The organism is Allobosea sp. GW823-FHT01F03 (assembly GCF_058798075.1).
Genome location: NZ_CM179505.1, coordinates 4,183,329 through 4,205,826, shown reverse-complemented (window position 1 = coordinate 4,205,826; position 22,498 = coordinate 4,183,329). Strand labels below are relative to the sequence as shown.

Genomic DNA, 22,498 nt, shown 5'->3' with positions numbered 1-22,498 from the left:
CCATTTCGACTGGCGGCGCCGGAGCGCCGCTTTTGCCTTAACGTCAGGCCAGCGAGCGGGCCGCGATATCGGAAACGTCGCGTGACAGCCCCGGCGTCGCCGCGACCATGCGCAGCGCGCTCCTGGCCAGGTCCCGCCGGCCCGGTTCGAGCATGCGCCAGGTCTTGAACGCGCCGAGCAGACGCGATGCGACCTGGGGATTGGCGCGGTCGAGCTCGGTGACGATGCCGGCGATGAAGCCGTAGCCGGCGCCGTCGGCGCGGTTGAACTGCGTCAGATTGGCGGAGAAGCCGCCGATCAGCGCCCGCACGCGATTGGGGTTGCCGAGCGAGAAGGCCGGGCTCGCCATCAATGCCTTGACGCGGTCGAGCGTGCCGGCTTCCGGGATCAGCGCCTGCGCCATCAGCCATTTGTCGAGGACGAGGGGTTCGTCGGCATAAAGCTCGACGAAGCGGCCGATCAGAGCCTCGCGCGCCTCGCCGGGGATCAGCGTCATGGCGGCCAGCGCCGCGAGCCGGTCGGTGAGGTTGTCGGCCTCGGCGTACCGGGCTTGTGCCAGGGCGCTGGCTTCGACCGGCAGGGCGAGGGCGAGCAGGCCGAGCGCTTCGTTGCGCAGCGCCCTTTGGCCGGCGGGGCCGGCTGCCGGCGAATAGGGGCCGTGCTGGCGCAGCTGCACCTGCAATGCGGAGAGCGGCTCCGCCAGGGCCGCTCCGATCGCCCGGGACAAGGCGCGATGGGCCGCGAACACGGCATCGGGGTCGACATCCTTGCCGATCTCGCGGGCGATGTCGGCGGCGCTCGGCAGGCGCAGGACCTGCGCGGCGAAGGCCGGGTCGGCCATGGCCGGGCCGGCGAGGAAATCCGTCAGGGCGGCCGCGAGGTCGCGGGCCTTGTCGGCGAGCTCGGGGAGATTGCCGCTCTTGCCCGCGCGCACCAAGGCCCGGGTCGCCACGGTCTGGAAGGCCTGCCAGCGGTTGAAGGAATCGCTGTCGGCGGTGAACAGGCGCAGCAGTTCGGCATCGCCGAGATCGAGCTCGAGCCGCACCGGGGCCGAGAAGCCGCGCAGCAGCGATGGGGTGGGGGCCTCGGAAAGGCCGGTGAAGGTCAGGTTGAGCGAGGGCTGGTCGAGCACGACGACCCCGCCCGCCTTCAGTGCCGGGGAGATACTGTTGAGCGGCAGGTCGCCGGTTTTCCCGACGAGGCCGAGCGCCACCGGGATCACGACGGGCGCCTTTTCCTCCTGCCCTGGCGTCGGCGGTGTCGATTGCGCGAGTTCGAGCGTGTAGCTGCCTGCTGCCGCATCATAATGGCCGGAGGCGACGACTGTCGGCGTGCCCGCCTGCTCGTACCATCTGGCGAAATGCGTGAGATCCTGGCCGGAGGTCTCGATGAAGCAGTCGAGGAACTCCTCGATCGTCGCGGCCGTGCCGTCGCAACGCTCGAAATAGAGGTCCATGCCACGCGCGAAGGCGTCGTCGCCGGTCAGAACCTTGAGCATGCGGATGACTTCCGCGCCCTTCTCATAGACCGTCGGCGTGTAGAAGTTGTTGATCTCCTTGTAGGCGCGCGGCCGGACCGGATGGGCGAGCGGGCCAGCATCCTCGGAGAACTGGGTCGAGCGCAGCGTGCGGACATCGGAGATGCGCTTCACCGGGCGCGAGCGCTCGTCGGAGGAGAATTCCTGGTCGCGGAAGACCGTGAGCCCCTCCTTCAGGCAGAGCTGGAACCAGTCGCGGCAGGTGATGCGGTTTCCGGTCCAGTTATGGAAATACTCATGGGCGATGATCGCCTCGATCGAGATGTAGTCGCCGTCGCTCGCCGTCAGGGGATCGGCCAGGACATATTTGTCGTTGAAGATGTTGAGGCCCTTGTTCTCCATCGCGCCCATGTTGAAGTCCGACACGGCGACGACGTTGAACACGTCGAGATCGTAGTTGCGGCCGAAGACGCGCTCGTCCCAGCGCATGCAGCGCACCAGCGAGTCGAGCGCCCAGCCGGCGCGCCCGGCCTTGCCCGGCTCGACATAGACCGCGAGCTCGACCTTGCGGCCCTCGGCGGTGACATAGGGCTGGCGGATATGGTCGAGCCGGCCGCCGACGATGGCAAAGAGATAGGCCGGCTTGGGGTGTGGGTCATGCCAGACGGCGAAATGGCGCTCGCCGCCGGGGAGCTCCCCGGAGGCGACGAGGTTGCCGTTCGCCAGCAGAACCGGCGCCTCGGCCTTCACCGCCTCCAGCCTGACCGTGTAGACGCTCATCACGTCCGGTCGGTCGAGGAAATAGGTGATGCGCCGGAAGCCGTCGGCCTCGCATTGCGTGCAATAGACGCCGCTGGAGCGGTAGAGGCCCATCAGCTTGGTGTTGGCGGCCGGGTTCAGCTCCGTCTCGATCCGCAGCGAGAAGGCCCGATCGGGCGGGGAGGGCAGCGTCAGAGACTGCGGCGTCGCCGTATAGAGAGTGGGGGCGAGCGGCACATCGTCGAGCGCGATCGAGCCGAGCGCGAGCTCGTCGCCGTCGAGCACCAGCGGCGCGCCCTGGCGGCCCTGCGGGTTCGGCCGGAGCTTCAGCAGGGAGCGCACCCGCGTGCGGTTCGCATCGAGGAGGATGTCGAGGTCGACGGTGTCGATCAGCCAGTCGGAAGGGCGGTAGTCCTCGAGGCGGATCATCGGGGCATCTTCGGCGCGCATGGCTCGTCCGATCATTGGTAAGGCTGGTTGCTTGTCTTACAGGCTGGGCGGGCGATCCGAAAACCGGCCCGTGACCAGGCTAATGGCGTTGCGCGCTGGCGACCGGCTCGGCATGGCTGACCAGTCGGCAGACATCGGGTCGCGCCTGCCGGACCGCCCGCTCGATCGCATCGACGGCATTGTGCACGGCGGCGACATCGAGTGCGCCCTCGGCCCGGCAGTGATAGTTGACGACGAGGCCGTTGCGGGTTTCGCGCACGCGCACCGAATGGATGTCGCGGATCGGCCCTCCGGCCTCGGCGGCGCGCGCCGCCTCCTGGGCGATCGCCTTGCCGATCGCCTCGACCGTTTCCCAGGCGGCGTTGTGGCCGCTCGGCTGGCTGGTCTCCATCGGCTCGATATGGGTCTCGACCTCGGTTTCGCCGCCGAATTCCGCCCGGATCGCGCTTTCAAGACGGGTCGCGATGTCGTGCGCCTCGGACAGCGGCAGGCCGGCATCGACCTCCATGTCGAGCGAGACCGAGAGGCGTTCGCCGATCGAGTGGACGCTGACATGGTGCACCGGCACCTTCATCTTGAGCGCGATCAGCAGGACGCGTTCGAGGGCCGTCTCGTCATCGACCTGGACGGGATTGGCGGTGACGGTGATTTCGGCACCGGGCTCTGCCGCGGCCAGGGCTGCGAGCAGCTCCGTCTTGATCGCCGTGACGCGGTCGAGCGGCAGGGTGCGCGAGACCAGGATGCCGATCTCGCCCTGCACCTGTCCGCCGGCGGGGCGCAGCTTCAGCCATTCGATGCCGACGACGCCGGGCACTTCGGCCGCTGCCTGCCTCAGCCGCTCCGAAACCCCTTTCGGGGCGGCGTCGATCAGCGTGTCGATGGTGCGCCGGCCGAGCCGATACGCGGTCAGGATCATGTAGACCGCGAGCCCGAGCGCCGTCGCGCTGTCGGCCATGGGTACGCCCATCCGCGACAGGACGAGGCCGGCGAGCACCAGCGCGGTGCCGACGAAATCGGTGGCGAAATGCGTCGCCTCGGCGGCGAGCGCCTCGCTGCGGGTGTCTCGCGCCACGGTGGTCAGGGCCCGCCAGCGCGTCGCGTCGACCATCAGTGAGAACAGGAGCACGCCGACGACGAGCGCGGTCACCTCGACAGGCGGCTCGGTGCCTGCCCGCAGACGGTTGATCGCCTCCCACAGGATCGCGCCCGAGAGGCCGAACAGGATCGCGGTTTCGAGCAGCGCCGCCAGCGCCTCGACCTTGCCGTGCCCGTAATGATGCTTGTCGTCGGCCGGCTTGTCGGCGGCGCGCACCGCGAACCAGGTGAACAGGGTCGAGCCGATATCGATCAGCCCCTGCAGCGCGTCGGTCAGCAGGGCGAGCGAGCCGGAGACCAGCGCCGCCGCGAACTTCGCCAGCGTCAGCAGGAGGCTGGCGGCCACCGAGAGCGCCGCCGCTCTCTGCTTGATCTGCGACATCTCGGCCGAAGCCGCCGCCGCCGGCATGCGATCCTGCGTATCGCTCATGATATGTCCGCGTGAGCCCTCTTGGCGAATGGCGGATTTGGCCCGATCTATCGGCCAGATCAACCCTGGGAGAAGAGCTGTGAGATATCTCCACACCATGGTGCGCGTCACCGACCTCGATGCCGCACTCGATTTCTACGTGACCAAGTTCGGTCTGGTCGAAACCCGCCGCATGGAGAGCGAAAAGGGCCGTTTCACCCTCGTCTTCCTGGCCGCGCCGGAAGACGCGCCGCATGTGAAGGAGCAGGGCAGCCGGGGGCGGCCGACCCTGGAGCTGACCTATAACTGGGATCCGGAGGTCTACACCGGCGGCCGCAATTTCGGCCACCTCGCCTATGAGGTCGACGATATCTACGCCACCTGCGACAAGCTGATGAAGGCCGGCATCACCATCAACCGGCCGCCGCGCGACGGCAACATGGCCTTCATCCGCTCGCCCGACAACATCTCGATCGAATTGCTGCAGAAGGGCGATCCCAAGCCGCCGGCCGAGCCGTGGCTGAGCATGCCGAACACCGGCGTCTGGTGAGCGAGTCTCCCACCGGGCGGCTTGTCCGCCCGGTCTTTCCGGCGATATGGCCAGTCAGGCCGGCGCCCCGGTCGAGGCGTCGCTAAAGGGGGGTGGTCTTGAACAAAGCTCTCATCGGACATCTCGACGACGGCACGCCGATTCACGAAGCGAAGCTGCATTCGCCCGGCGGCGCCGAGGCCAGGGTGATGGAATGGGGGGCGGTGCTGCGCGACCTCGTCGTGCCGCTGTCGGGTGGCGGCCGCCAGCGCGTCGTGCTCGGCTTCCCGAACTTCGCGGATTATCCCGCCCATTCGCCGCATATGGGTGCGATCGCCGGCCGTTTCGCCAACCGCATCGGCCATGGCCGCTTCATGCTCGACGGCGTGTCCCATCGCACGCCGCTGAATCAAGGCGGCAAGCATTCGCTGCATGGCGGCGGCCAGGGTTTCGGCAAGCGGCCCTGGACGATGATCCAGCACGACGAGGCGAGCGTGACGCTGGCGCTGGTCTCGGCCGACGGCGATGCCGGCTATCCCGGCACGCTGCGGGTCTGGTGCCGCTACGCCCTCGTCGACGGCGCGACGCTGCGCCTCGAACTCTCGGCCACCACCGATGCGCCGACCATCGTCAATCTCGCGCATCACTCCTATTTCCGGCTCGATGACGGACCCGACATCCTCGACCATGAGCTCGAGGTCCGCGCCAATCTGACCACGCCGGTCGATGCTGACCTGATCCCCGACGGCTCGCTCGCCGATGTCGCCGGCACGCCCTTCGATTTCCGCAAGGCCCGGCCGATCCGCTTCGCCAGTCAGGATGGCGGCCGCTTCTGGTACGACCACAACTATGTGCTGCGCCGCGACCGGCGCGAGCCGGCGGCTGGCGGACTCGAACTCGCCCATGCCGCGACGCTGCGCTCACGGCGCTCGGGGCTCGCCATGGAGATCTGGACGACCGAGCCGGCGCTGCAGGTCTATGACGGCGCCAAGCTCGCCACCCCGGTGCCCGGGCTGGACGGTGTTGCCTATGGAGCCAATGCCGGGATAGCGCTGGAGCCGCAGCATGTGCCGGATTCGCCGAACCTGCCGCATTTTCCCTCAACGGTGCTGCGGCCGGGCGAGGTCTATCGCCAGCTCAGTGAATTCAGGTTCGGAGTCTGAGCTTCATGGCCGGTGTCTTCTGTCTTGGTATCGCGACCCTCGACTATGTCTACAGCGTCTCGCATGTCCCGAGCCCCGGCGAGAAGGATCGCGCGCGCGACCTCGTCGTCACCGGCGGCGGCTGCGCCGGCAGCGGCTCGGTCGCGGTCGCGCGTTCGGGCGGCAAGGCCTGGCTCGCGACCCGGCTCGGCGACGACCTGACCGGCGACGCCATCCTCGCTGATCTGCATCGCGACGGCGTCGACACTGCCTTCGCCAGGCGCTTTCCCGGCCTGCGCTCGCCTGTCTCCGCGATCCTGGTCGACGCCCAGGGCGAGCGCATGGTGGTTTCCTATACCGACCCCGAGACCCCGCTCGAGCCCGACTGGCTGCCGGCTGCGCTGCCGGTGGGCGCCGATGCGGTGCTGGTCGATACGCGCTGGGGCGAGGGCTCGCTCGCGGCGCTGAAGCTGGCGCGGGCGGCGGGTGTGCCCGGCGTCATCGATGGCGACCGCCAGCCGACCCATCCGGAGATGATTACGACCGCCAGCCATGTCGCCTTCAGCGAAAAGGCGCTCACCGAGATCTGCGGTGAGGGTGATCCGCGCGAGGCCCTGGCCGTGCTGGCGCGCGGGGCCGACAACTGGCTCGCCGTCACGCTCGGCCATCGCGGCGTGCTGTTCATGGAGAATGGCGGCATCGCCCATCTGCCGGCCTTCCCGATCGAGGCGGTCGACACGCTCGGCGCCGGCGATGTCTGGCACGGCGCCTTCGCGCTGGCGCTCGCCGAAGGGCAGAGCGAGCGGGCAGCGGTGCGCTTCGCCTCGGCTGTCGCCGCGATCAAATGCACCCGTTTCGGTGGCCGGGCCGGCACGCCGAAACGCGAGGAGGTCGAGCGTTTCCTGGCCGCGCATCCCTGACTGCCCGCGCGCTGAGCGGCGCTGCCCGTAATTTGGGCAGTGCCCGGCGGGCTGGCCCTTGCCGATGAATTCCGGGCACGGAAGACTGCAGCGGTCCGCCAGAGCCGGCCTGCCATGTATGCTCCCGCATTGCCCTTGCCCGTCGATCCGCTGTTGCCGGACTATGTCCGGGCCAGCGGCGGCGTCCGCCTGCGCTTTGGTGCGGTCGGAGCGCGCACCATGCGCCTGGAGGTCGCCGAGAGCGGTGGCTATCGCGCCCGTTTCCCGACCAGCCATGACGGCCGCTGCGAAGCGGTGCTGATCAACACGGCTGGCGGCATGGCCGGCGGCGACCGGGCCATCACCCGGATCGGGCTCGATGCCGGGGCGCAGGCCGTCGTCACCACCCAGGCGGCGGAGAAGATCTACCGCAGCCAGGGCTCAGATACCCATGTCGATACGCAGATCGCCGTCGCGGCGCGGGCCGAACTCGCCTGGCTGCCGCAGGAGACGATCCTGTTCTCGGGCGCGCGGCTGGCGCGCAGCCTGAGCGTCGAGCTTGCCGCGGATTCAGGCTTCATCGCCTGCGAAACCCTCTATTTCGGCCGCGCCGCCATGGGCGAGACCTTGCTTCACGGCGCTTTGCATGACCGCTGGCGCATAAGGCGCGAGGGCCGGCTGGTCTTCGCCGAGGATCTGCGCCTCGAAGGCGCGATCGACGAGACCTTGCGCCGCAAGGCGGTGGGGCAGGGCGCGCGCGCCGTCTCGACCGTGCTCGCGACGGTACCGGGGCGGCTCGACGAGGTCAGGGGGGGCCTCGCCGAAGAAGCCGCCTTTTCCGATGTCGAGGCCGCTGCCGGTGCGCATGAAGGCTTTCTCCTGATCCGGCTTCTCAGCAGCGACGCGCAGGCCTTGCGTCGCGCCCTCGTCATGCTGCTCGGGCATCTGACCGGGCGTGCGCTGCCGCGCACCTGGTCAATCTGAGGAGAACGCCATGCTGCCGATCCAGGGTCTGAAATGCGTCTACGATACCGGCTCGCGGGCCTGGGCGATCGAGCTCGTGCTGATCGGCGCGGAAAGCGAGGTCGCGGTGCGTCGCTTCGACGTCGACGGTCCCGCCGACGCCGAGATGCTGATCGCCGCTTTCGAGGAATCGACCTCCAGCAGCTTCGATCTGGAGAGCGGCGAGATCATCTTCGCCTATGAATACGCTTCGCTCGGCGAGGTGGACGAGGACGATCTGGAAGACGACGCCGAGGAGTCCGAGGACGACGACTCCGAGGATGACGAAGACGAGGAAGAGGCAGAGAAGGCCAACGCATGAACCTGACGCCGCGCGAGAAGGACAAGCTGCTCATCGCCATGGCCGCCATCGTGGCGAGGCGCAGGCTCGAGCGCGGCGTCAAGCTGAACCATCCCGAAGCCGTCGCGCTGATCACCGACTTCGTCGTCGAGGGCGCGCGCGACGGCAGATCCGTCGCCGAGCTGATGGAGGCCGGCGCGCATGTCCTCACCGCCGATCAGGTCATGGACGGCATCGCCGAGATGCTGCACGACGTTCAGGTCGAGGCGACTTTCCCGGACGGCACCAAGCTCGTCACCGTGCACGAGCCGATCCGTGGCTCCGCCGGCCGCCTGAAACCGGGCGAGGTCACGACCCTGCCGGGTGATCTCATCCTCAATGAAGGCCGCGAGAGCCTGACGCTCAGTGTCGCCAATACCGGTGACCGGCCGATCCAGGTCGGTTCGCATTACCATTTCTTCGAGGCCAATCCGGCGCTCGCCTTCGAGCGTGAGAAGGCGCGAGGCTTCCGGCTCGATATTCCCGCCGGCACGGCGGTGCGTTTCGAGCCCGGCCAGACCCGCGAGGTCCGGCTGGTGGTGCTGGCCGGCAAGCGCGAGGTCTATGGCTTCCGTCAGGAGGTGATGGGTAAGCTGTAGCTGCACAAAGCGAATGGCGGAGCCGGCCGATGACCGAAGCAGCAGACGTGCAGCCCTCCCATCTTCCTGCGAACGGCAAAAAGAAATACGGCATCTGTGCGATCTCGGGTGCCGAGATCCCGCGTAAGAACCTGGTCTCGCTGGAGACGCTGCGCCCCTCTCTCACCGAGCGCATTCTGGCGGATTTTCCGCAGCTGACCGAGCACAGTCTGATCTCGCGCACCGAGCTGGCGCGCTACCGTACCCGCTATGTCGAGGAGATCCTGCGCGAGGAGCATGGCGAATACTCCGATCTCGATCGCGAGGTCGTCGAGAGCATCGCCCGTCAGGACACGATCGCGGCCAACACCGATGACGAGTTCGACGAGAAGCGCAGTTTCGGCGAGCGCGTCTCGGACGGGCTCGCCAGTTTTGGCGGCTCCTGGGCCTTCCTGATCAGCTTCGGCTGCGTGCTGGTGGTCTGGATGCTGATCAATATCGCAGAGGGACCGGGGGCTTTTGATGCCTATCCCTTCATTTTGCTCAATCTCGTGCTCTCATGCATCGCGGCGATCCAGGCGCCGATCATCATGATGAGCCAGAAGCGCCAGGAGCAGAAGGACCGCGCCCGCTCCTCCAACGACTACCAGGTCAATCTCAAGGCCGAACTGGAAATCCGGCATCTGCACGAGAAGATCGACCATCTCATCACCAAGCAGTGGCAGCGCCTGGCCGAGATCCAGCAGGTCCAGCTCGAGATGATGCAGGAGACGCAGCGCGACCAGGCCCGCAAGCTCGCCAAGGCTGCGGCCGGCAAGCGCAAGGGGCCCCGCAAACCCAAGAACAGTGAACCAAAGGCCAGTGAGACCGGGAATGGCGAGCCGCCTGAGCCGGGGACGGCTTCGGCCTGAGAATTGCCAGAGACATCGCAGGACCAGATCGGGAACCGACCATGCCCTTCGCCTTTCCGCGCAATGCCTATGCCGCCATGTTCGGCCCGACGACCGGCGATACGGTGCGCCTCGGCGATACCGAGCTCGTCATCAAGGTCGAGAAGGACTTCACCACCTATGGCGAGGAGGTGAAGTTCGGCGGCGGCAAGGTCATCCGCGACGGCATGGGCCAGAGCCAGGTGCGCAATGCCGACGGGGCGGTCGACACCGTCATCACCAACGCGTTGATCCTCGACCATTGGGGGATCGTGAAGGCCGATATCGGCATCAGGGCCGGTCGCATCTGCGCCATCGGCAAGGCCGGCAATCCCGATATCCAGGACGGTTTCGGCAATTTCGCGCCGGAGGAGACGATCATCGTCGGCCCCGGCACCGAGGTGATCGCCGGCGAGGGCAAGATCATCACCGCCGGCGGCTTCGACAGCCATATCCACTATATCTGCCCGCAGCAGATCGAGGATGCGCTGATGAGCGGGCTGACCACCATGCTCGGCGGAGGCACCGGCCCGGCCCATGGTACGCTGGCGACGACCTGCACGCCCGGCCCCTGGCATCTCGGCCAGATGATCCGAGCCGCCGACGCCTTCCCGATGAACCTGGCCTTCGCCGGCAAGGGCAACGCCGCCGTGCCGGGCTCCCTGATCGAGATGGTCGAGGCCGGCGCTTGCGCGCTCAAGCTGCATGAGGACTGGGGCACGACCCCTGCCGCGATCGACAACTGCCTCTCGGTCGCTGACGAATACGACGTCCAGGTGATGATCCACTCGGACACGCTGAACGAGTCCGGCTTCGTCGAGGACACGATCAGGGCCTTCAAAGGCCGCACCATCCACGCCTTCCATACCGAAGGCGCCGGCGGCGGCCATGCGCCCGACATCATGAAGGTGGCGGGGCTGCCCAATGTCCTGCCTTCGTCGACCAATCCGACAAGGCCTTTCACCGTCAACACGCTCGACGAGCACCTCGACATGCTGATGGTCTGCCATCATTTGTCGCCCTCGATCCCCGAGGACCTCGCCTTCGCCGAGAGCCGCATCCGCAAGGAGACGATCGCAGCCGAGGACATCCTGCACGATCTCGGCGCGCTCTCGATGATGTCCTCGGATTCGCAGGCCATGGGCCGGATCGGCGAGGTCGTCACCCGCACCTGGCAGACCGCCCACAAGATGAAGGTCCAGCGCGGGCCATTGCCGGAGGATGCCGGCACCGGCGCCGATAATTTCCGCGCCAAGCGCTATGTCGCGAAATACACGATCAATCCGGCGATCTCGCACGGCATATCCCGCCATATCGGCTCGGTCGAAGTGGGAAAGCTCGCAGACCTCGTGATCTGGTCGCCGGCCTTCTTCGGCGCCAAACCCGACCTCGTGCTGAAGGGCGGTATGATCGCCGCTGCTCCGATGGGCGATCCCAATGCCTCGATCCCGACGCCGCAGCCGGTGCATTACCGGCCGATGTTCGGCGCCTTCGGCAAGGCCGTCAGCACGACTTCGCTGGTCTTCGTCTCGCAGGCGGCGCTGGCGAACGGGCTGAAGGGCCGGCTCGGCACGGACAAGCAGATGGTCGAGGTCGAGAACACCCGCGGCGGCATTTCCAAGAAGAGCATGATCCACAACGACGCCACCCCCGATATCCGCATCGACCCGGAGACCTATGCGGTGGTGGCGGATGGCGAGTTGCTGGTCTGCGAGCCCGCCAAGGAGCTGCCGCTGGCGCAGCGTTATTTCCTGTTCTGAGCCGTCGCGGCGCGGAACTCCCTGTGGAGCCCTGGCGTTGATCGCCAAACGCCGCAGGGAGACCAGCCATGGCCAAGTCCAAAGTCGTCGATCCGAAAGGCCTGCAGCCGGAGGCACTCGCCACCTTCGCCGCCAGCGCCCGCAATGACGGGCGCAAGCCCAAGGAGATCGGCCTGGAGGCGACGAAGGCGACGGCGCCGCTGAAAACCTCGCCGGCGCTTAAGCAGGACGCCGCCACCAAGGTCCTGCGCGAGGGCGTGCTCGGCAGGAAGCAGGGTGCTGACGAGGCGATCGACAAGCTTCCCGACCGCACGCGGCGGCGCTGATCGCGGCGCAAGCCGGCGCGGTTGACAGGGCTGGGCTCTTGGCCTTCATCTCGCCGGCTAAGAAAAGTTGCCCTGGAGGAAACCTTGCCAAGTCTTCGTCACGCCCTGGCCACGGCCACGCTGGCCGTCGCCGCCTATGCCGGCCCCGCCGCCGCCCAAGGCCAGGTCACCGTCTATTGCTCGATCCTCGAGGAGCAGTGCCGCGAGGGCGCTGCGATCTTCGAGAAGTCGACCGGCATCAAGGTCCAGATGGTCCGCAAGTCGACCGGCGAGGTCTATGCCCAGGTCAAGGCCGAGGCCTCCAATCCGCGCGGCGATGTCTGGTGGGGCGGGCCGGGTGAGCCGCATCTGCAGGCGGCCGAGGAAGGTCTGCTCGACGAGTACAAGTCGCCGAAGCTCGCCGAGCTGCACGACTGGGCGCAGCGCCATGCCGAGCAGTCGAAGTTCCGCACCTCCGGCATTTATCTCGGCGCGCTCGGCATCGGCTACAATCTCGAGACCCTGAAGAGCAGGAAGCTGCCCGAGCCGAAATGCTGGGCCGATCTGCTCGATCCCAAGTTCAAGGACGAGGTCCAGGTCGCCGATCCCAGCTCCTCGGGCACGGCCTATGTCTTCCTCGCGACGACCGTCCAGCGGCTCGGCGAGGAGAAGGGCTTCGAGTTCCTGAAGACCCTGCACAAGAACATCAGCCAGTACACCAAATCCGGCATCGCTCCCGTCAAGGCGACGGCGCTCGGCGAGACCGGGGTCGGCATCGCCTTCATGCACGACATGCTGACGCAGAAGCTGCAGGGCGCGCCGATCGGCATCGTCGCCCCTTGCGAGGGCACCGGCTACGAGACCGGCTCGGTCTCGGTGATCAAGGGCGGCAAGAACCCGGAGGCGGCGCGCAAATTCGTCGACTTCACGCTCTCGCCCGAGGCGCAGGACATCAACGCCAAGCTCAAGATCAACTCGATCCCCTCCAACAAGAACGCCAAGCTCTCGCCTGATGCGCCGAAATTCGAGGAGATCAAGCTGATCGACTACGACACCCCGCGCTGGGGCAGCCCGGCCGAGCGCTCGCGCCTCCTGAAGAAGTTCGACGACGAGGTGAAGGCGCTGCCGCGCTGATTTTTCGAGATCGTCATCCTGGGCTGCGCGGCTACGCCGCTTGTTCAGGATGACGATGCGGTTCGAGCGAAATCCGCGTGCCGACAAAGTGCCGGAGATCAGCGCACCGGCGGGGCGTATTGCAGGCCGCCCTGCGTCCAGAGCCTGTTCATGCCGCGCGGCAGGTTGAGCGGCGATTTGGCGCCGAGATGCCGGTCGAAGCTCTCGCCATAATTGCCGACCGCCTTGACGATCCGGACTACCCAGTCATTGGTCAGGCCGAGGCTCTCGCCGAATTTGCCCTCGGTGCCGAGCAGGCGACGGATCTCGGGATTGGTCGATTTCACCATCTCGTCGACATTGGCCTGTGTGATCCCATATTCCTCGGCGTTCATCAGCGCGTAGACCGTCCAGCGCACGATATCGAACCAGGCATCGTCGCCCTGGCGGACCCAGGGGCCGAGCGGCTCCTTCGAGATCATCTCGGGCAGCAGCTCGTGATCCGCCGGGACCTTGAGCTTCATCCGGTTGGCGGCGAGCTGCGAGAGATCGGTGGTGTAGGCGTCGCAGCGGCCGGCCTCATAGGCCTGGATCGTCTCGTCCAGCCCGGCGAAGGCGATGACCTCGTACTTCATGTTATGCGTGCGGAAATAGTCGGCGAGGTTGAGCTCGGTGGTGGTGCCCTGGGCGACGCAGACCGAGGCCCCGTCGAGCGCCTTGACCTCCTTCACGCCGGTGCTCTTGCGCACCAGGAAGCCCTGGCCGTCGAAATAATTGATCGCCGTGAAGTTGAGGCCGAAGCCGGCATCGCGGCCGAGCGTCCAGGTCGTGGTCCGCGAGAGCACGTCGATCTCGCCGCTCTGCAGAGCCGTCAGCCGGTCCTTCGAGGCCAGCGAGATGTACTTCGCCTTCTCCTGATCGTTGAAGATCACCGCCGCCAACGCCCGGCAGATATCGACGTCGAAGCCGCGCCATTGCCCCTGCGCATCCGGCAGCGAGAAGCCGGCCACGCCATGGCTGGCGCCGCAGATCAGGTTGCCGCGCTGCTTGATCCGTTCCAGCGTCGTTTGCGCCGCCGCTGCCCCGGCCATGGCGACGCTCAGGCCGATGCCGGCGAGCGCGCCCGCGAGCCCGCGCAGAGCGGGCAGTGAAATCCTGGTCATGTCGGCTTCCCCTTTTATCCTTGTCCTTGCCGATCAAAAGACCAGGCAGGCGTGCTAACCCGCCGATCTAACAGGATCGCCGCGCCGGGCGCCACGGTATTTATGCGGCTAACTGATTTTAGGCCGATATCGAAGGATAAGATATTGAATTGAAATTGCTTTTCAGAGGTGTGGCGGTCCGGTTCCGCTGCCGCTCCAGCAGCGGCGCGCCCTGTTCCGTCCGGCTCGCCTCATCGGAGCCGGCCCGGGACTTGCGTCGGCCTCGCTCCGGTGGTCGAAGTGGTGGAACCGCGATCGGCCGATCGCCTTTGATCCAACACGCCACGGGTTTAGTCACATGCAGCGCGCCACTTCCGTCGTCCGCAAGGCCGCGGTCAAGCAGGACCGGGTCGTCGAGACCCTGACCCTCGACCATGAGGACCGCAACCGCCGTCGCGTCGCGCTGAAGGGCGATGGCGGGAGCGACATCCTGCTCGATCTCGACAAGCCGACGGCGCTGAACGATGGCGATGCCGTCAAGCTGGAGGACGGCTCGCTCGTCCTGATCAAGGCTGCCGCGCAGAAGCTGATCGAGATCAAGGCCGAGAATCCACTGCGCCTGATGCGCGTCGCCTGGCATATCGGCAACCGCCATACCCCGGCGGAGATCACCGCCGACGCGATCTATATCGAGCACGACCATGTGCTGGCCGAGATGGTCCGCGGCCAGGGCTGCGCGATGAGCGATGTCGAGCGGCCGTTCCAGCCCGAGCGCGGGGCCTATGACCACGATCACGCAAATTGCGGCCATGACCATCACGGCCATGAGCATCACGGCCATGAGCATCACGACCACGCGCACGGACATGATCACGCGCATGGTGCTGCCTGCTGCGGTCACGACCATCAGCACGATCATGATCACGGCCATGGCCATTCCCATGCCGGCCATGGCGAGGCGCATGCCCACGACCACAGCCATGGCGAGCACAAGCACGAGCACGCCCACGGCGCCTCCTGCGGCTGCGGCCATGACCACCATCATGACGACCATGGTCACAAGCATGATCATGGCCATCATCATGGCGCCGAGCACGGCCATAAGAGCCACAAGCACGACCACTGAACGATGACCGGGGTTCAGCTGCCCCTGATGATCTGGCTGTCGCCGTCCTTCCCGGTCGGCGGCTTCGCCTATTCCCATGGGCTGGAATCGGCCTTCGAGACCGGCGACCTCACCGACGCGCCAGGCCTGGAGGACTGGCTCGGCGCGCTCGTCGAGCATGGCTCGCTGCGCAATGACCTCATCCTCTTCGCCTCCGCCTGGCGCGCCGTCGGCGATGGCGATGCGAAGGGGCTGGCCGAAGCCGCTGAGCTCGCACTCGCGCTGGCCAATTCGACCGAGCGGCGGCTGGAGACGGTGACGCAGGGCAATGCCTTCGTAGCCGCCATCGCCGCTTCCTGGCCCTGCACTTCGATCGAAGCGCTGAAGGCGGCCTGGCCGGGCGATGTCGCCTATCCCGTCGCCGTCGCCGTCGCCGCGAGCGGCCACGGGCTGCCGCTGTTGCCTTCGCTCGAGGCCTTTTCGCTCGCCTTCGTCGCCAATCTGGTCTCGGCCGCGGTCCGGCTCGGCATCGTCGGCCAGACCGACGGCCAGCGCGTCACGGCCGGCTTGGCCCCGCTCTTGCGTAGCGCCGCGGCGAGGGCGGAAGCCGCCGCGCTGGATGCGCTCGGCAGCTGCGCCTTCCGCTCGGACCTCGCCGCCTTGCGTCACGAAACCCAGTATTCGAGGCTGTTCCGCTCATGAGCGCTTCCCCCCATGGCCCTTTGCGGGTCGGCATCGGCGGCCCGGTCGGCTCCGGCAAGACCGCGCTGATGGAGACGCTGTGCAAGCGCATGCGCGATCGCTACGAGATCGCCGCGATCACCAACGACATCTACACCAAGGAGGATGCCCGCATCCTCACCGTCTCCGGCGCGCTGCCGGAGGAGCGGATCATGGGCGTCGAGACCGGCGGTTGCCCGCATACCGCGATCCGCGAGGATTGCTCGATCAATCTCGCCGCGGTCGCAGAGATGCGCGGCAGGTTCCCGGCGCTCGACCTGATCCTGATCGAATCCGGCGGCGACAACCTCGCCGCCACCTTCTCGCCCGAACTCGCCGACCTGACGATCTATGTCATCGACGTCGCTGCCGGCGAGAAGATCCCGCGCAAGGGCGGGCCGGGCATCACCCGCTCGGACCTTCTCGTCATCAACAAGACCGACCTCGCCCCGCATGTCGGCGCGGATCTTGCAGTGATGGATCGGGATTCGAAGACCATGCGCGGCAAGCGTCCTTTCGCCTTTACCAATACGCGGGCGGGGGAGGGTGTCGATCAGGTCGTCGACTTCATCGAGACCGCCGGAGGGCTGAAGGCCACGGCGCGGAGCTGAGGGATTTGAGGCGATGGCACGCAGGACGACGGCGAGAGGCATGGCCGCGGCATTGACGCTCCTGCTGACGGGGGCTGCCGCCCCGGCGCTGGCGCATACCGGCGTCGGCTCCGTCGAGGGGCTGGCGCATGGGCTGCTGCACCCGCTGACCGGGCTCGATCACGTCCTCGCCATGGTCGCGGTCGGCCTCTGGGCCGGGCTCGTCGGAGGCAAGGCGCGCATTGCCTATCCCGTCGCCTTCGTCACGACGATGGGGCTGGCCGGTGCCTGGGCCATGGCCGGCGGGCAATTGCCCGGCGCCGAAATCGGCATCGCCGTTTCGATCGTCATCCTCGGCCTCGCCATCGCGTTGAAAGCCTCGCCGCCGCTGGCGGCCGGCGCGCTCGCCTGCGGCATCTTCGCGATCTTCCACGGCTTCGCGCATGGAGCGGAGTTGCCGGAGAACGCCAGCGGCTTCGCCTATGCTGCCGGCTTCGTCATCTCGACCGCCGCGCTGCACGGCGTCGGCCTTTTCCTGGCGGCGCGGCTGGCGCAGCAGGCTCCCGTTCTTGCCCGCGTCGCCGGCGGTGGGCTTGTCCTCGCCGGCGTCGCGTTGCTCGCCGGCTGAAGCCCTGGCCGACCGAGCCCTCAGATGATCCGGCGCCGCAGATAGCCGCCGATCTGCTCGACCGCGACGACCAGCGCGAAGATCGCCAGGATGATCGTCAGCGCCGTATCGTAGTCGAACAGATCGAAGGCAACCTTGAGCTCGACGCCGATGCCGCCGGCGCCGACCAGCCCGAGCACGACCGAGGCGCGGGTCGCCTTCTCGACGCAGAACAGCGAGGTCGCGATGAAGGACGGCATCGCATTCGGCACCACCGCCGAGAAGATCAGCCCGGTCCGGCTCGCGCCGATGGTGGAGAGCGCCTCGCGCGGGCCCTTGTCGGTCTCCTCCATCGCCTCGGCGAAGAAGCGCCCGGCATAGCCGATCGTGTCGATCATCAGTGCCAGCACGCCGGCAGCGGGGCCGAGACCCACCGCGATCACGAAGAACAGTGCCCAGATCAGGTCCGGGACGGTGCGGAACAGTGCGATCAGCCCGCGGGTCAGCGCGCGGATGATGGGATGCGGCGAGAGGCCTTCCGCCGCGAGCACGGCGAGCGGAAAGCTCAGGATCAGCCCGAGCACGCAGCCCGAGACTGCCATCTGGAAGGTCGTCGCCAGCGAGGCGAGGATGCTGTCGAGCCTGGCGAGGTCTGGCGGGAACATCCGCGAGAGAATGTTGCCCATATAGGGCAGGCCGCGCACGAGCTTCTCGGCCGAGAGCTCGGAGCCGCTGAACGACCAGACCAGCAGCGCCAGCGCCAGGAACCAGCCCATGAAGGCGGCGGTGCTCGGCCGCGCGAAACGGTCGCCGGCATGGAGGTTGTGTGGGGTGGATTGCAGGCTCATGCGAACACCAGGGCCGGCTGTGCGGCGGGAACGTCCTCGGCCGGCTCCTCGAAGAAGGCGGCGAGCTCGGCTTCGTTGCAGTGCAGGGCGCGCCGGTCGAGCGCGATGCCGCCATTGCCGAGGCCGACGATGCGGTCGGAGAAGCGCCTTGCATGCGCCATGTGGTGCGAGACGAAGACGAGGGTGAGCCCCTTGTCGCGCGTCAGCCGGAACAGCAGTTCCATCACCTCGCGCCCGGCGCGCGGGTCGAGGCTGGCATCGGGCTCGTCGGCGAGCACGATCTGCGGCCGCTGCATCAGCATGCGGGCGATCGCGACGCGCTGCGACTGGCCGCCGGAAAGCGAATCCGCCCGCTGCATCGCCTTGTCCGCGAGCCCGACGGCGGCAAGGCATTCCATCGCCTCGTCCCGGATTTCGGCCGGGGCCAGCGCCTGCGCCCAGGTGCGCGGGCCGGAGCGGCGCGACTGGACGCCATGCACGACATTGCTCAGCGCGCTCAGCCGCGAGACCAGATTGTGCTTCTGGAAGACGACGCCGACCCGTGCCCTGAAGCGCTTCAGCGCGGCTCCGCGCAGGCTTCCGACCTCGTCACCCAAGACCGAGATCGTGCCGGCATCCGCCTCGGCGAGGCGCACGATCATGCGCAGCAGCGTCGACTTGCCGGTGCCGTTGGCGCCGATCAGCGCCAGCGATTCACCTTGGGGAATGGTGAGGTCCAGCCGCTCGATGATCCGGCGCGTGCCGAAGCTCTTGGCGAGGCCGGAAATGGCGACCACGGGCGCTTGCGCGCCCGTGGTCTGTTCCGTCTGCAGATGCGCTGTCATCACTCGATGAACTTGTTGAACTCGGTGATGCCGATGGTCTGGTAGATCGAGCGGACATAGTCGTAGTCGCTGTCCTTGACCTCGGGCAGGAAGACGCCGCCGGCGAACTTCTTGTTGTCGTCGGTGTCGGAGACGACGGCCTTCATCAGCTCCTGGCCATTGTCGAGGAAGGTCTTGCGGACCTTGGCGAGCACCTCCGGCTTCACCTTCGGGCTGGCGATCATCACGTCATTGGGCAGATCGCGGCCGCGTGCCACCACCGTGAAGCCGGTCTTCGGATCGGATTTGCGGATGCTGTTGAGATGGCCGAGATTGAGGCCGATCGCTGCGATATCGCCGCGCTTCACCGCTTCGGCGGCGACATTGCGCTTCACGAAGATCGGCTTGTAGTCGACATTGTACTTGAGCCCGAAATCGGCGAGCGCCTGGGCCGGGCCGAGATGTTGCGAGGTCGAGCCGATCTCGCCGAAGGAGATGGTCTTGCCCTTGAGATCGGCGACCGACTTGATCGGGCCGCTCGCGAGCACGGCGACCTGCGAGAAATAGTCGGGCCGCTGCCAGCCGACGACCGGCACCGCGCCGGTGCGCGCCTTGAAGACCACATATTCGGCCGGGCCGGTCAGCACGAAATCGATCTGGTCGGCGGCCATGGCCTCGACCGCCGCGGTGCGGCCGGAGACCGCGAAGAACTGCATCTTCAGCCCGGAGAGCTTCTCGAAGGCGGCCTTGAACGGGCCGAATTCGCGCTGCAGCGATTCCAGCCCGTCGACATCGGTCACGGCGAAGCGGATCGTCTCCTGCGCCTGGGCGGCCGGGGTTACGAAGGCGGCGGCAGCCGCGATGAATGCATATGCCAGCTTTTTCAGCATGGACGTCCTCCTGCGGGGTTCGGAGGCGGCGCTAAAGTGCCCGTGCGACGTTGCGGTGACAGGCGCACGACGGTTGAGTGACCGGTCTCGTCATGCGGCTGTCATCTGCCGGTCGCATGCGCCTTCGCCCGAAGTGGCGCGGATGATCCGGTGCCAGCGACAAGGAGTGGATGCGGTGGCGCTGTTGATCTCTGGTGGCCGGGTGCTGGCCGGCGGCCTCGAAATCGCCGATCTGCGGGTGCGCGATGGCGTGATCGCCCCGTCCGACACGGCGCTGCCGGACAATGCCCTGCGCCTCGACGCCTCAGGCCTGCTCGTCCTGCCCGGTCTGGTCGACTGCCATGGCGATGCCTTCGAGCGCCATATCATGCCGCGCCCCGGCGTTTCCTTCGACATCGATCTCGCCTTGCGTGATGCCGACCGGGCTCTGCTCGCCAGCGGCATCACCACCGCCTTTCATGGCGTCACCTGGTCCTGGGAGCCGGGCCTGCGCGGAGCCGAGAATGCAAGGCGCCTGATCGAGGCGATCGAGCGGCTCGGACCCGAGCTCGGCGCCGATACGCGTTTTCACCTCCGCCACGAGACCTATAATCTCGACGCCGAGCCGGAGATCCTCGCCTGGCTGGCCGCCGGCCGCGTCGGCCTGCTCGCCTTCAACGACCATATGGAGGGCACGCTGAAATCGCGCAGCCGGCCGGACAAGGTCGGCAAGATGGTCGAGCGCACCGGCCTCTCACATGAGGACTTCATGCTGCTGGTCGAGAACGTCCATAGCCGCCGCGACGAGGTCCCTGCTTCGATCGCGCGGCTCGCCGCCGCCGCACGGGCGGCCGGGGTGCCGGCCCTCTCGCATGACGATATGACCCCGCAGATGCGGCGCTGGTACCGCGACCTCGGCGTCAGCGTGGCCGAGTTCCCGATCGACGAGGAGACGACGCGCGAGGCCGCAGCCCATGGCGAGCCGATCGTCTTCGGCGCGCCCAATGTCGTGCGCGGCGGCTCGCATACCGGCTGCCCGGCCGCCGAGGAGATGGTGCGTCAGGGGCTCTGCACCATCCTCGCCTCCGACTATTATTATCCGGCGCTGCCGCTCGCGCCCTTCATTCTCGCCGAGCGCGGGGCGGCGAGCTTCGAGGCGGCCTGGAAACTGGTCTCGCAGGGGCCGGCCGAGGCGCTGGGCCTTTTCGATCGCGGCGTCATCGCACCCGGCAAGCGCGCCGATCTCGTGCTGGTCGCAGCCGAGCCGCAGCCGCGCATCGTCGCGACCATTGCCGGCGGGCGGGTGGTGCATCTGGTGGATCAGCGCATCCTCGCCTGAGCGCGAGGTCGAAGGTGCAGGCTCCTGCCTGCACCGCTCGCCTCGGCAGTAACGAATTCGTGCTTTCGCAGGGGAGTTGCCGTTGTATCCGCCTGCAAGGCGCGATTGTCGAAATACTGTTCCATGTTAATGTTTTCGCCTGACGCGAGGTCATTGGTATTGATTGAAGTATTGGCCTCCTTTTTGTCAGTCACATGGAATTTCGATCCGGCAATTGGGGAGTTGCGATATGAGCAGGAGCATCGTTGCAGTTTTTCTAGGCCTTTTCCTCGCCCCCGCGTTGGTCCAGGGCGTCTCAGCTCAAAGCGCTCAGCCTGCGCTGACCGAGGCCGAGGCTCATGCCATCGGTGTCGATGCCTATATCTACTTCTATCCACTGGTCACGATGGACATCACGCGAAAACAATCCACGAATATCGAGGCCGGGAAGGAGTTCGGCAAAGGCCCGATGAACATGTTCGTCAATATTCCGTCGTTTCCGTCGGCGGACATGAAACTGGTGGTGCGGGTCAACTTCGATACGCTCTATTCCGTCGCCTGGCTCGATCTCACCAAGGAGCCGCAGGTCGTTTCCGCGCCGGACACTGGCGGGCGCTTCTATCTCCTGCCGATGCTGGACATGTGGTCGGATGTGTTCGCGTCGCCGGGATGGCGCACGACAGGCACGCAGGCCGGCAATTTCCTCGTCACACCGCCCGGCTGGACCGGAACGGTGCCGGCCGAGATGTCGCGGATCAGCGCGCCGACGCCCTATACCTGGGTGATCGGGCGGACCAAGACCGACGGCCCCTCCGACTATGACGCTGTCCACAAGATCCAGGCCGGCTACAAGGTTACGGCCCTGTCGGATTGGGGCAAGGCGCCGAAGCCGGTCGAGGCGAAGATCGACCCGGGCATCGACATGACGACGCCGCCCAAGACCCAGGCCGACAGCATGCCGGCCGACAAGTATTTCGCCTATGCCGCCGAACTGCTGAAGCTCCATCCGCCACATCTCACCGACCAGCCGATCGTCGCGCAGATGAAGCGCATCGGCATCGTGCCGGGCCAGAGCTTCGATTTCGCGGCATTGCCGGCCGCGGTGAAAAAAGGCCTCGAAGGTGCGCCGGAGGCCGGGCAGAGGCTGATGCTCTGGAAACTGCCGACGCTCGCCCGCGTCACGAACAACTGGTCGATGAACACCGACACGATGGGCGTCTACGGCAACTACTATCTCAAGCGCGCCATCGTCGCGCAGCAGGGACTCGGTGCGAACTTGCCCGAGGATGCGATCTACCCGCTCAACCTTGCCGACGAGGCCGGGCGGCCGCTGGACGGCGCCAACAAATACATGCTGCACTTCGAGAAGGGGGCTGCCCCGCCGGTCAACGCCTTCTGGTCGATCACGCTCTATGATCCGCAGGGCTTCCAGGTCGGCAACGTCTTGAACCGCTTCGCGGTGAGCAGCTGGATGCCGTTCAAATACAATGCCGACGGCTCGCTCGATCTCTATTTCCAGAATGAGAGCCCCGGCAAGGACAAGGAAGCCAACTGGCTTCCGGCGCCGAAGGACGGCTTCAACCTGACGATGAGGCTCTACGGGCCGAAATCGGAAGCGCTCACCGGTAAATGGAATCCGCCGCCGGTCACGCGCATGCAGACGCTGCCGCAGGTCGTTGGGCAGTAAGCCGCGACCCTGCCGGCGCGGT

The 22,498-nt window shown here is 67.0% G+C and carries 22 protein-coding genes; 16 read left to right on the top strand and 6 right to left on the bottom strand.

Translation table 11 applies throughout. From position 1 onward, the window contains the following. Positions 1 to 43 precede the first annotated feature (43 nt). Both pepN and AC3RCC_RS20205 read right to left on the bottom strand, forming a co-directional pair. The gene (pepN, locus tag AC3RCC_RS20210) at positions 44 to 2,686 is read right to left on the bottom strand and encodes an aminopeptidase N (RefSeq protein WP_492256384.1); all 2,643 of its coding nucleotides are present in this window, start codon (positions 2,684 to 2,686) and stop codon (positions 44 to 46) included. A 79-nt stretch (positions 2,687 to 2,765) separates the two neighbouring features. Beyond that, on the bottom strand, positions 2,766 to 4,211 hold the full coding sequence (locus tag AC3RCC_RS20205; RefSeq protein WP_492256383.1) for a cation diffusion facilitator family transporter: 1,446 nt from the start codon (positions 4,209 to 4,211) through the stop codon (positions 2,766 to 2,768). Positions 4,212 to 4,290: 79 nt separating this feature from the next. On the opposite strand from AC3RCC_RS20205, the gene AC3RCC_RS20200 reads away from it, so the two are divergent. The 10 genes from AC3RCC_RS20200 (at position 4,291) to AC3RCC_RS20155 (ending at position 12,808) form a co-directional block, all read left to right on the top strand. Beyond that, positions 4,291 to 4,740, top strand: coding sequence for a VOC family protein (locus AC3RCC_RS20200; protein WP_291648693.1), 450 nt, complete (start codon positions 4,291 to 4,293; stop codon positions 4,738 to 4,740). Positions 4,741 to 4,838: 98 nt separating this feature from the next. After that, complete coding sequence (locus AC3RCC_RS20195; RefSeq protein ID WP_492256382.1) at positions 4,839 to 5,882, top strand: aldose epimerase family protein; 1,044 nt, start codon at positions 4,839 to 4,841, stop codon at positions 5,880 to 5,882. 5 nt (positions 5,883 to 5,887) lie between these two features. Beyond that, positions 5,888 to 6,781, top strand: a complete 894-nt coding sequence (locus AC3RCC_RS20190; protein WP_492256381.1) for a PfkB family carbohydrate kinase — start codon at positions 5,888 to 5,890, stop codon at positions 6,779 to 6,781. 114 nt (positions 6,782 to 6,895) lie between these two features. Then, entirely contained in the window at positions 6,896 to 7,744 is an 849-nt protein-coding gene (locus tag AC3RCC_RS20185; RefSeq protein WP_492256380.1) for an urease accessory protein UreD, read from the top strand. A gap of 10 nt (positions 7,745 to 7,754) precedes the next feature. Beyond that, entirely contained in the window at positions 7,755 to 8,084 is a 330-nt protein-coding gene (locus AC3RCC_RS20180; RefSeq protein WP_291634915.1) for a hypothetical protein, read from the top strand. Beyond that, the gene (locus tag AC3RCC_RS20175; protein WP_291634916.1) at positions 8,081 to 8,701 is read left to right on the top strand and encodes an urease subunit gamma; all 621 of its coding nucleotides are present in this window, start codon (positions 8,081 to 8,083) and stop codon (positions 8,699 to 8,701) included. Before AC3RCC_RS20180 ends, AC3RCC_RS20175 begins: the two co-directional genes overlap by 4 nt. A 29-nt stretch (positions 8,702 to 8,730) precedes the next feature. Further along, on the top strand, positions 8,731 to 9,591 hold the full coding sequence (locus AC3RCC_RS20170; RefSeq protein ID WP_291634918.1) for a DUF1003 domain-containing protein: 861 nt from the start codon (positions 8,731 to 8,733) through the stop codon (positions 9,589 to 9,591). A gap of 41 nt (positions 9,592 to 9,632) precedes the next feature. Continuing rightward, positions 9,633 to 11,369, top strand: a complete 1,737-nt coding sequence (gene ureC / locus AC3RCC_RS20165; RefSeq protein WP_492256379.1) for an urease subunit alpha — start codon at positions 9,633 to 9,635, stop codon at positions 11,367 to 11,369. A 68-nt stretch (positions 11,370 to 11,437) separates the two neighbouring features. Beyond that, positions 11,438 to 11,695, top strand: coding sequence for a hypothetical protein (locus AC3RCC_RS20160; RefSeq protein WP_492256378.1), 258 nt, complete (start codon positions 11,438 to 11,440; stop codon positions 11,693 to 11,695). Positions 11,696 to 11,779: 84 nt separating this feature from the next. Next, positions 11,780 to 12,808: an ABC transporter substrate-binding protein gene (locus AC3RCC_RS20155; RefSeq protein ID WP_452119528.1), complete on the top strand. Its 1,029-nt coding sequence runs from the start codon at positions 11,780 to 11,782 to the stop codon at positions 12,806 to 12,808. Positions 12,809 to 12,906: 98 nt separating this feature from the next. On the opposite strand, the gene AC3RCC_RS20150 is transcribed toward AC3RCC_RS20155, so the two are convergent. Further along, the gene (locus AC3RCC_RS20150; RefSeq protein ID WP_492256377.1) at positions 12,907 to 13,950 is read right to left on the bottom strand and encodes an amino acid ABC transporter substrate-binding protein; all 1,044 of its coding nucleotides are present in this window, start codon (positions 13,948 to 13,950) and stop codon (positions 12,907 to 12,909) included. Positions 13,951 to 14,287: 337 nt separating this feature from the next. Here AC3RCC_RS20150 and AC3RCC_RS20145 point away from each other — a divergent pair, with 337 nt between their 5' ends. From AC3RCC_RS20145 to AC3RCC_RS20130, 4 genes are read left to right on the top strand one after another with little or no spacing between them, the layout of a single operon-like run. After that, positions 14,288 to 15,055, top strand: a complete 768-nt coding sequence (locus tag AC3RCC_RS20145) for an urease accessory protein UreE (protein ID WP_492256376.1) — start codon at positions 14,288 to 14,290, stop codon at positions 15,053 to 15,055. Between the two features lie 3 nt (positions 15,056 to 15,058). After that, positions 15,059 to 15,736 carry an urease accessory protein UreF gene (locus AC3RCC_RS20140; protein ID WP_492256375.1) on the top strand — a complete coding sequence of 226 codons (678 nt, stop codon included), beginning with the start codon at positions 15,059 to 15,061 and terminating at the stop codon, positions 15,734 to 15,736. Then, positions 15,733 to 16,365 carry an urease accessory protein UreG gene (gene ureG, locus AC3RCC_RS20135; RefSeq protein WP_291634930.1) on the top strand — a complete coding sequence of 211 codons (633 nt, stop codon included), beginning with the start codon at positions 15,733 to 15,735 and terminating at the stop codon, positions 16,363 to 16,365. Before AC3RCC_RS20140 ends, ureG begins: the two co-directional genes overlap by 4 nt. A gap of 40 nt (positions 16,366 to 16,405) precedes the next feature. Continuing rightward, positions 16,406 to 16,972, top strand: coding sequence for a HupE/UreJ family protein (locus tag AC3RCC_RS20130; RefSeq protein ID WP_492256374.1), 567 nt, complete (start codon positions 16,406 to 16,408; stop codon positions 16,970 to 16,972). Positions 16,973 to 16,992: 20 nt separating this feature from the next. Here the strand turns inward: AC3RCC_RS20130 and phnE are convergent, their stop codons facing one another. From phnE to AC3RCC_RS20115, 3 genes are read right to left on the bottom strand one after another with little or no spacing between them, the layout of a single operon-like run. Next, entirely contained in the window at positions 16,993 to 17,799 is an 807-nt protein-coding gene (gene phnE, locus AC3RCC_RS20125; RefSeq protein ID WP_492256373.1) for a phosphonate ABC transporter, permease protein PhnE, read from the bottom strand. Continuing rightward, positions 17,796 to 18,623: a phosphonate ABC transporter ATP-binding protein gene (locus AC3RCC_RS20120; protein ID WP_492256372.1), complete on the bottom strand. Its 828-nt coding sequence runs from the start codon at positions 18,621 to 18,623 to the stop codon at positions 17,796 to 17,798. Before AC3RCC_RS20120 ends, phnE begins: the two co-directional genes overlap by 4 nt. Continuing rightward, the gene (locus AC3RCC_RS20115; protein ID WP_291634938.1) at positions 18,623 to 19,492 is read right to left on the bottom strand and encodes a PhnD/SsuA/transferrin family substrate-binding protein; all 870 of its coding nucleotides are present in this window, start codon (positions 19,490 to 19,492) and stop codon (positions 18,623 to 18,625) included. Before AC3RCC_RS20115 ends, AC3RCC_RS20120 begins: the two co-directional genes overlap by 1 nt. Before the next feature lie 175 nt (positions 19,493 to 19,667). Between AC3RCC_RS20115 and AC3RCC_RS20110 the strand changes: the two genes are divergently transcribed. After that, positions 19,668 to 20,810, top strand: coding sequence for an alpha-D-ribose 1-methylphosphonate 5-triphosphate diphosphatase (locus tag AC3RCC_RS20110; protein WP_291634939.1), 1,143 nt, complete (start codon positions 19,668 to 19,670; stop codon positions 20,808 to 20,810). A 229-nt stretch (positions 20,811 to 21,039) separates the two neighbouring features. Then, positions 21,040 to 22,476 (top strand): DUF1254 domain-containing protein, encoded by a 1,437-nt coding sequence (locus tag AC3RCC_RS20105; protein ID WP_492256371.1) that lies wholly within the window; start codon positions 21,040 to 21,042, stop codon positions 22,474 to 22,476. The last annotated feature ends 22 nt before the right edge of the window (positions 22,477 to 22,498 follow it).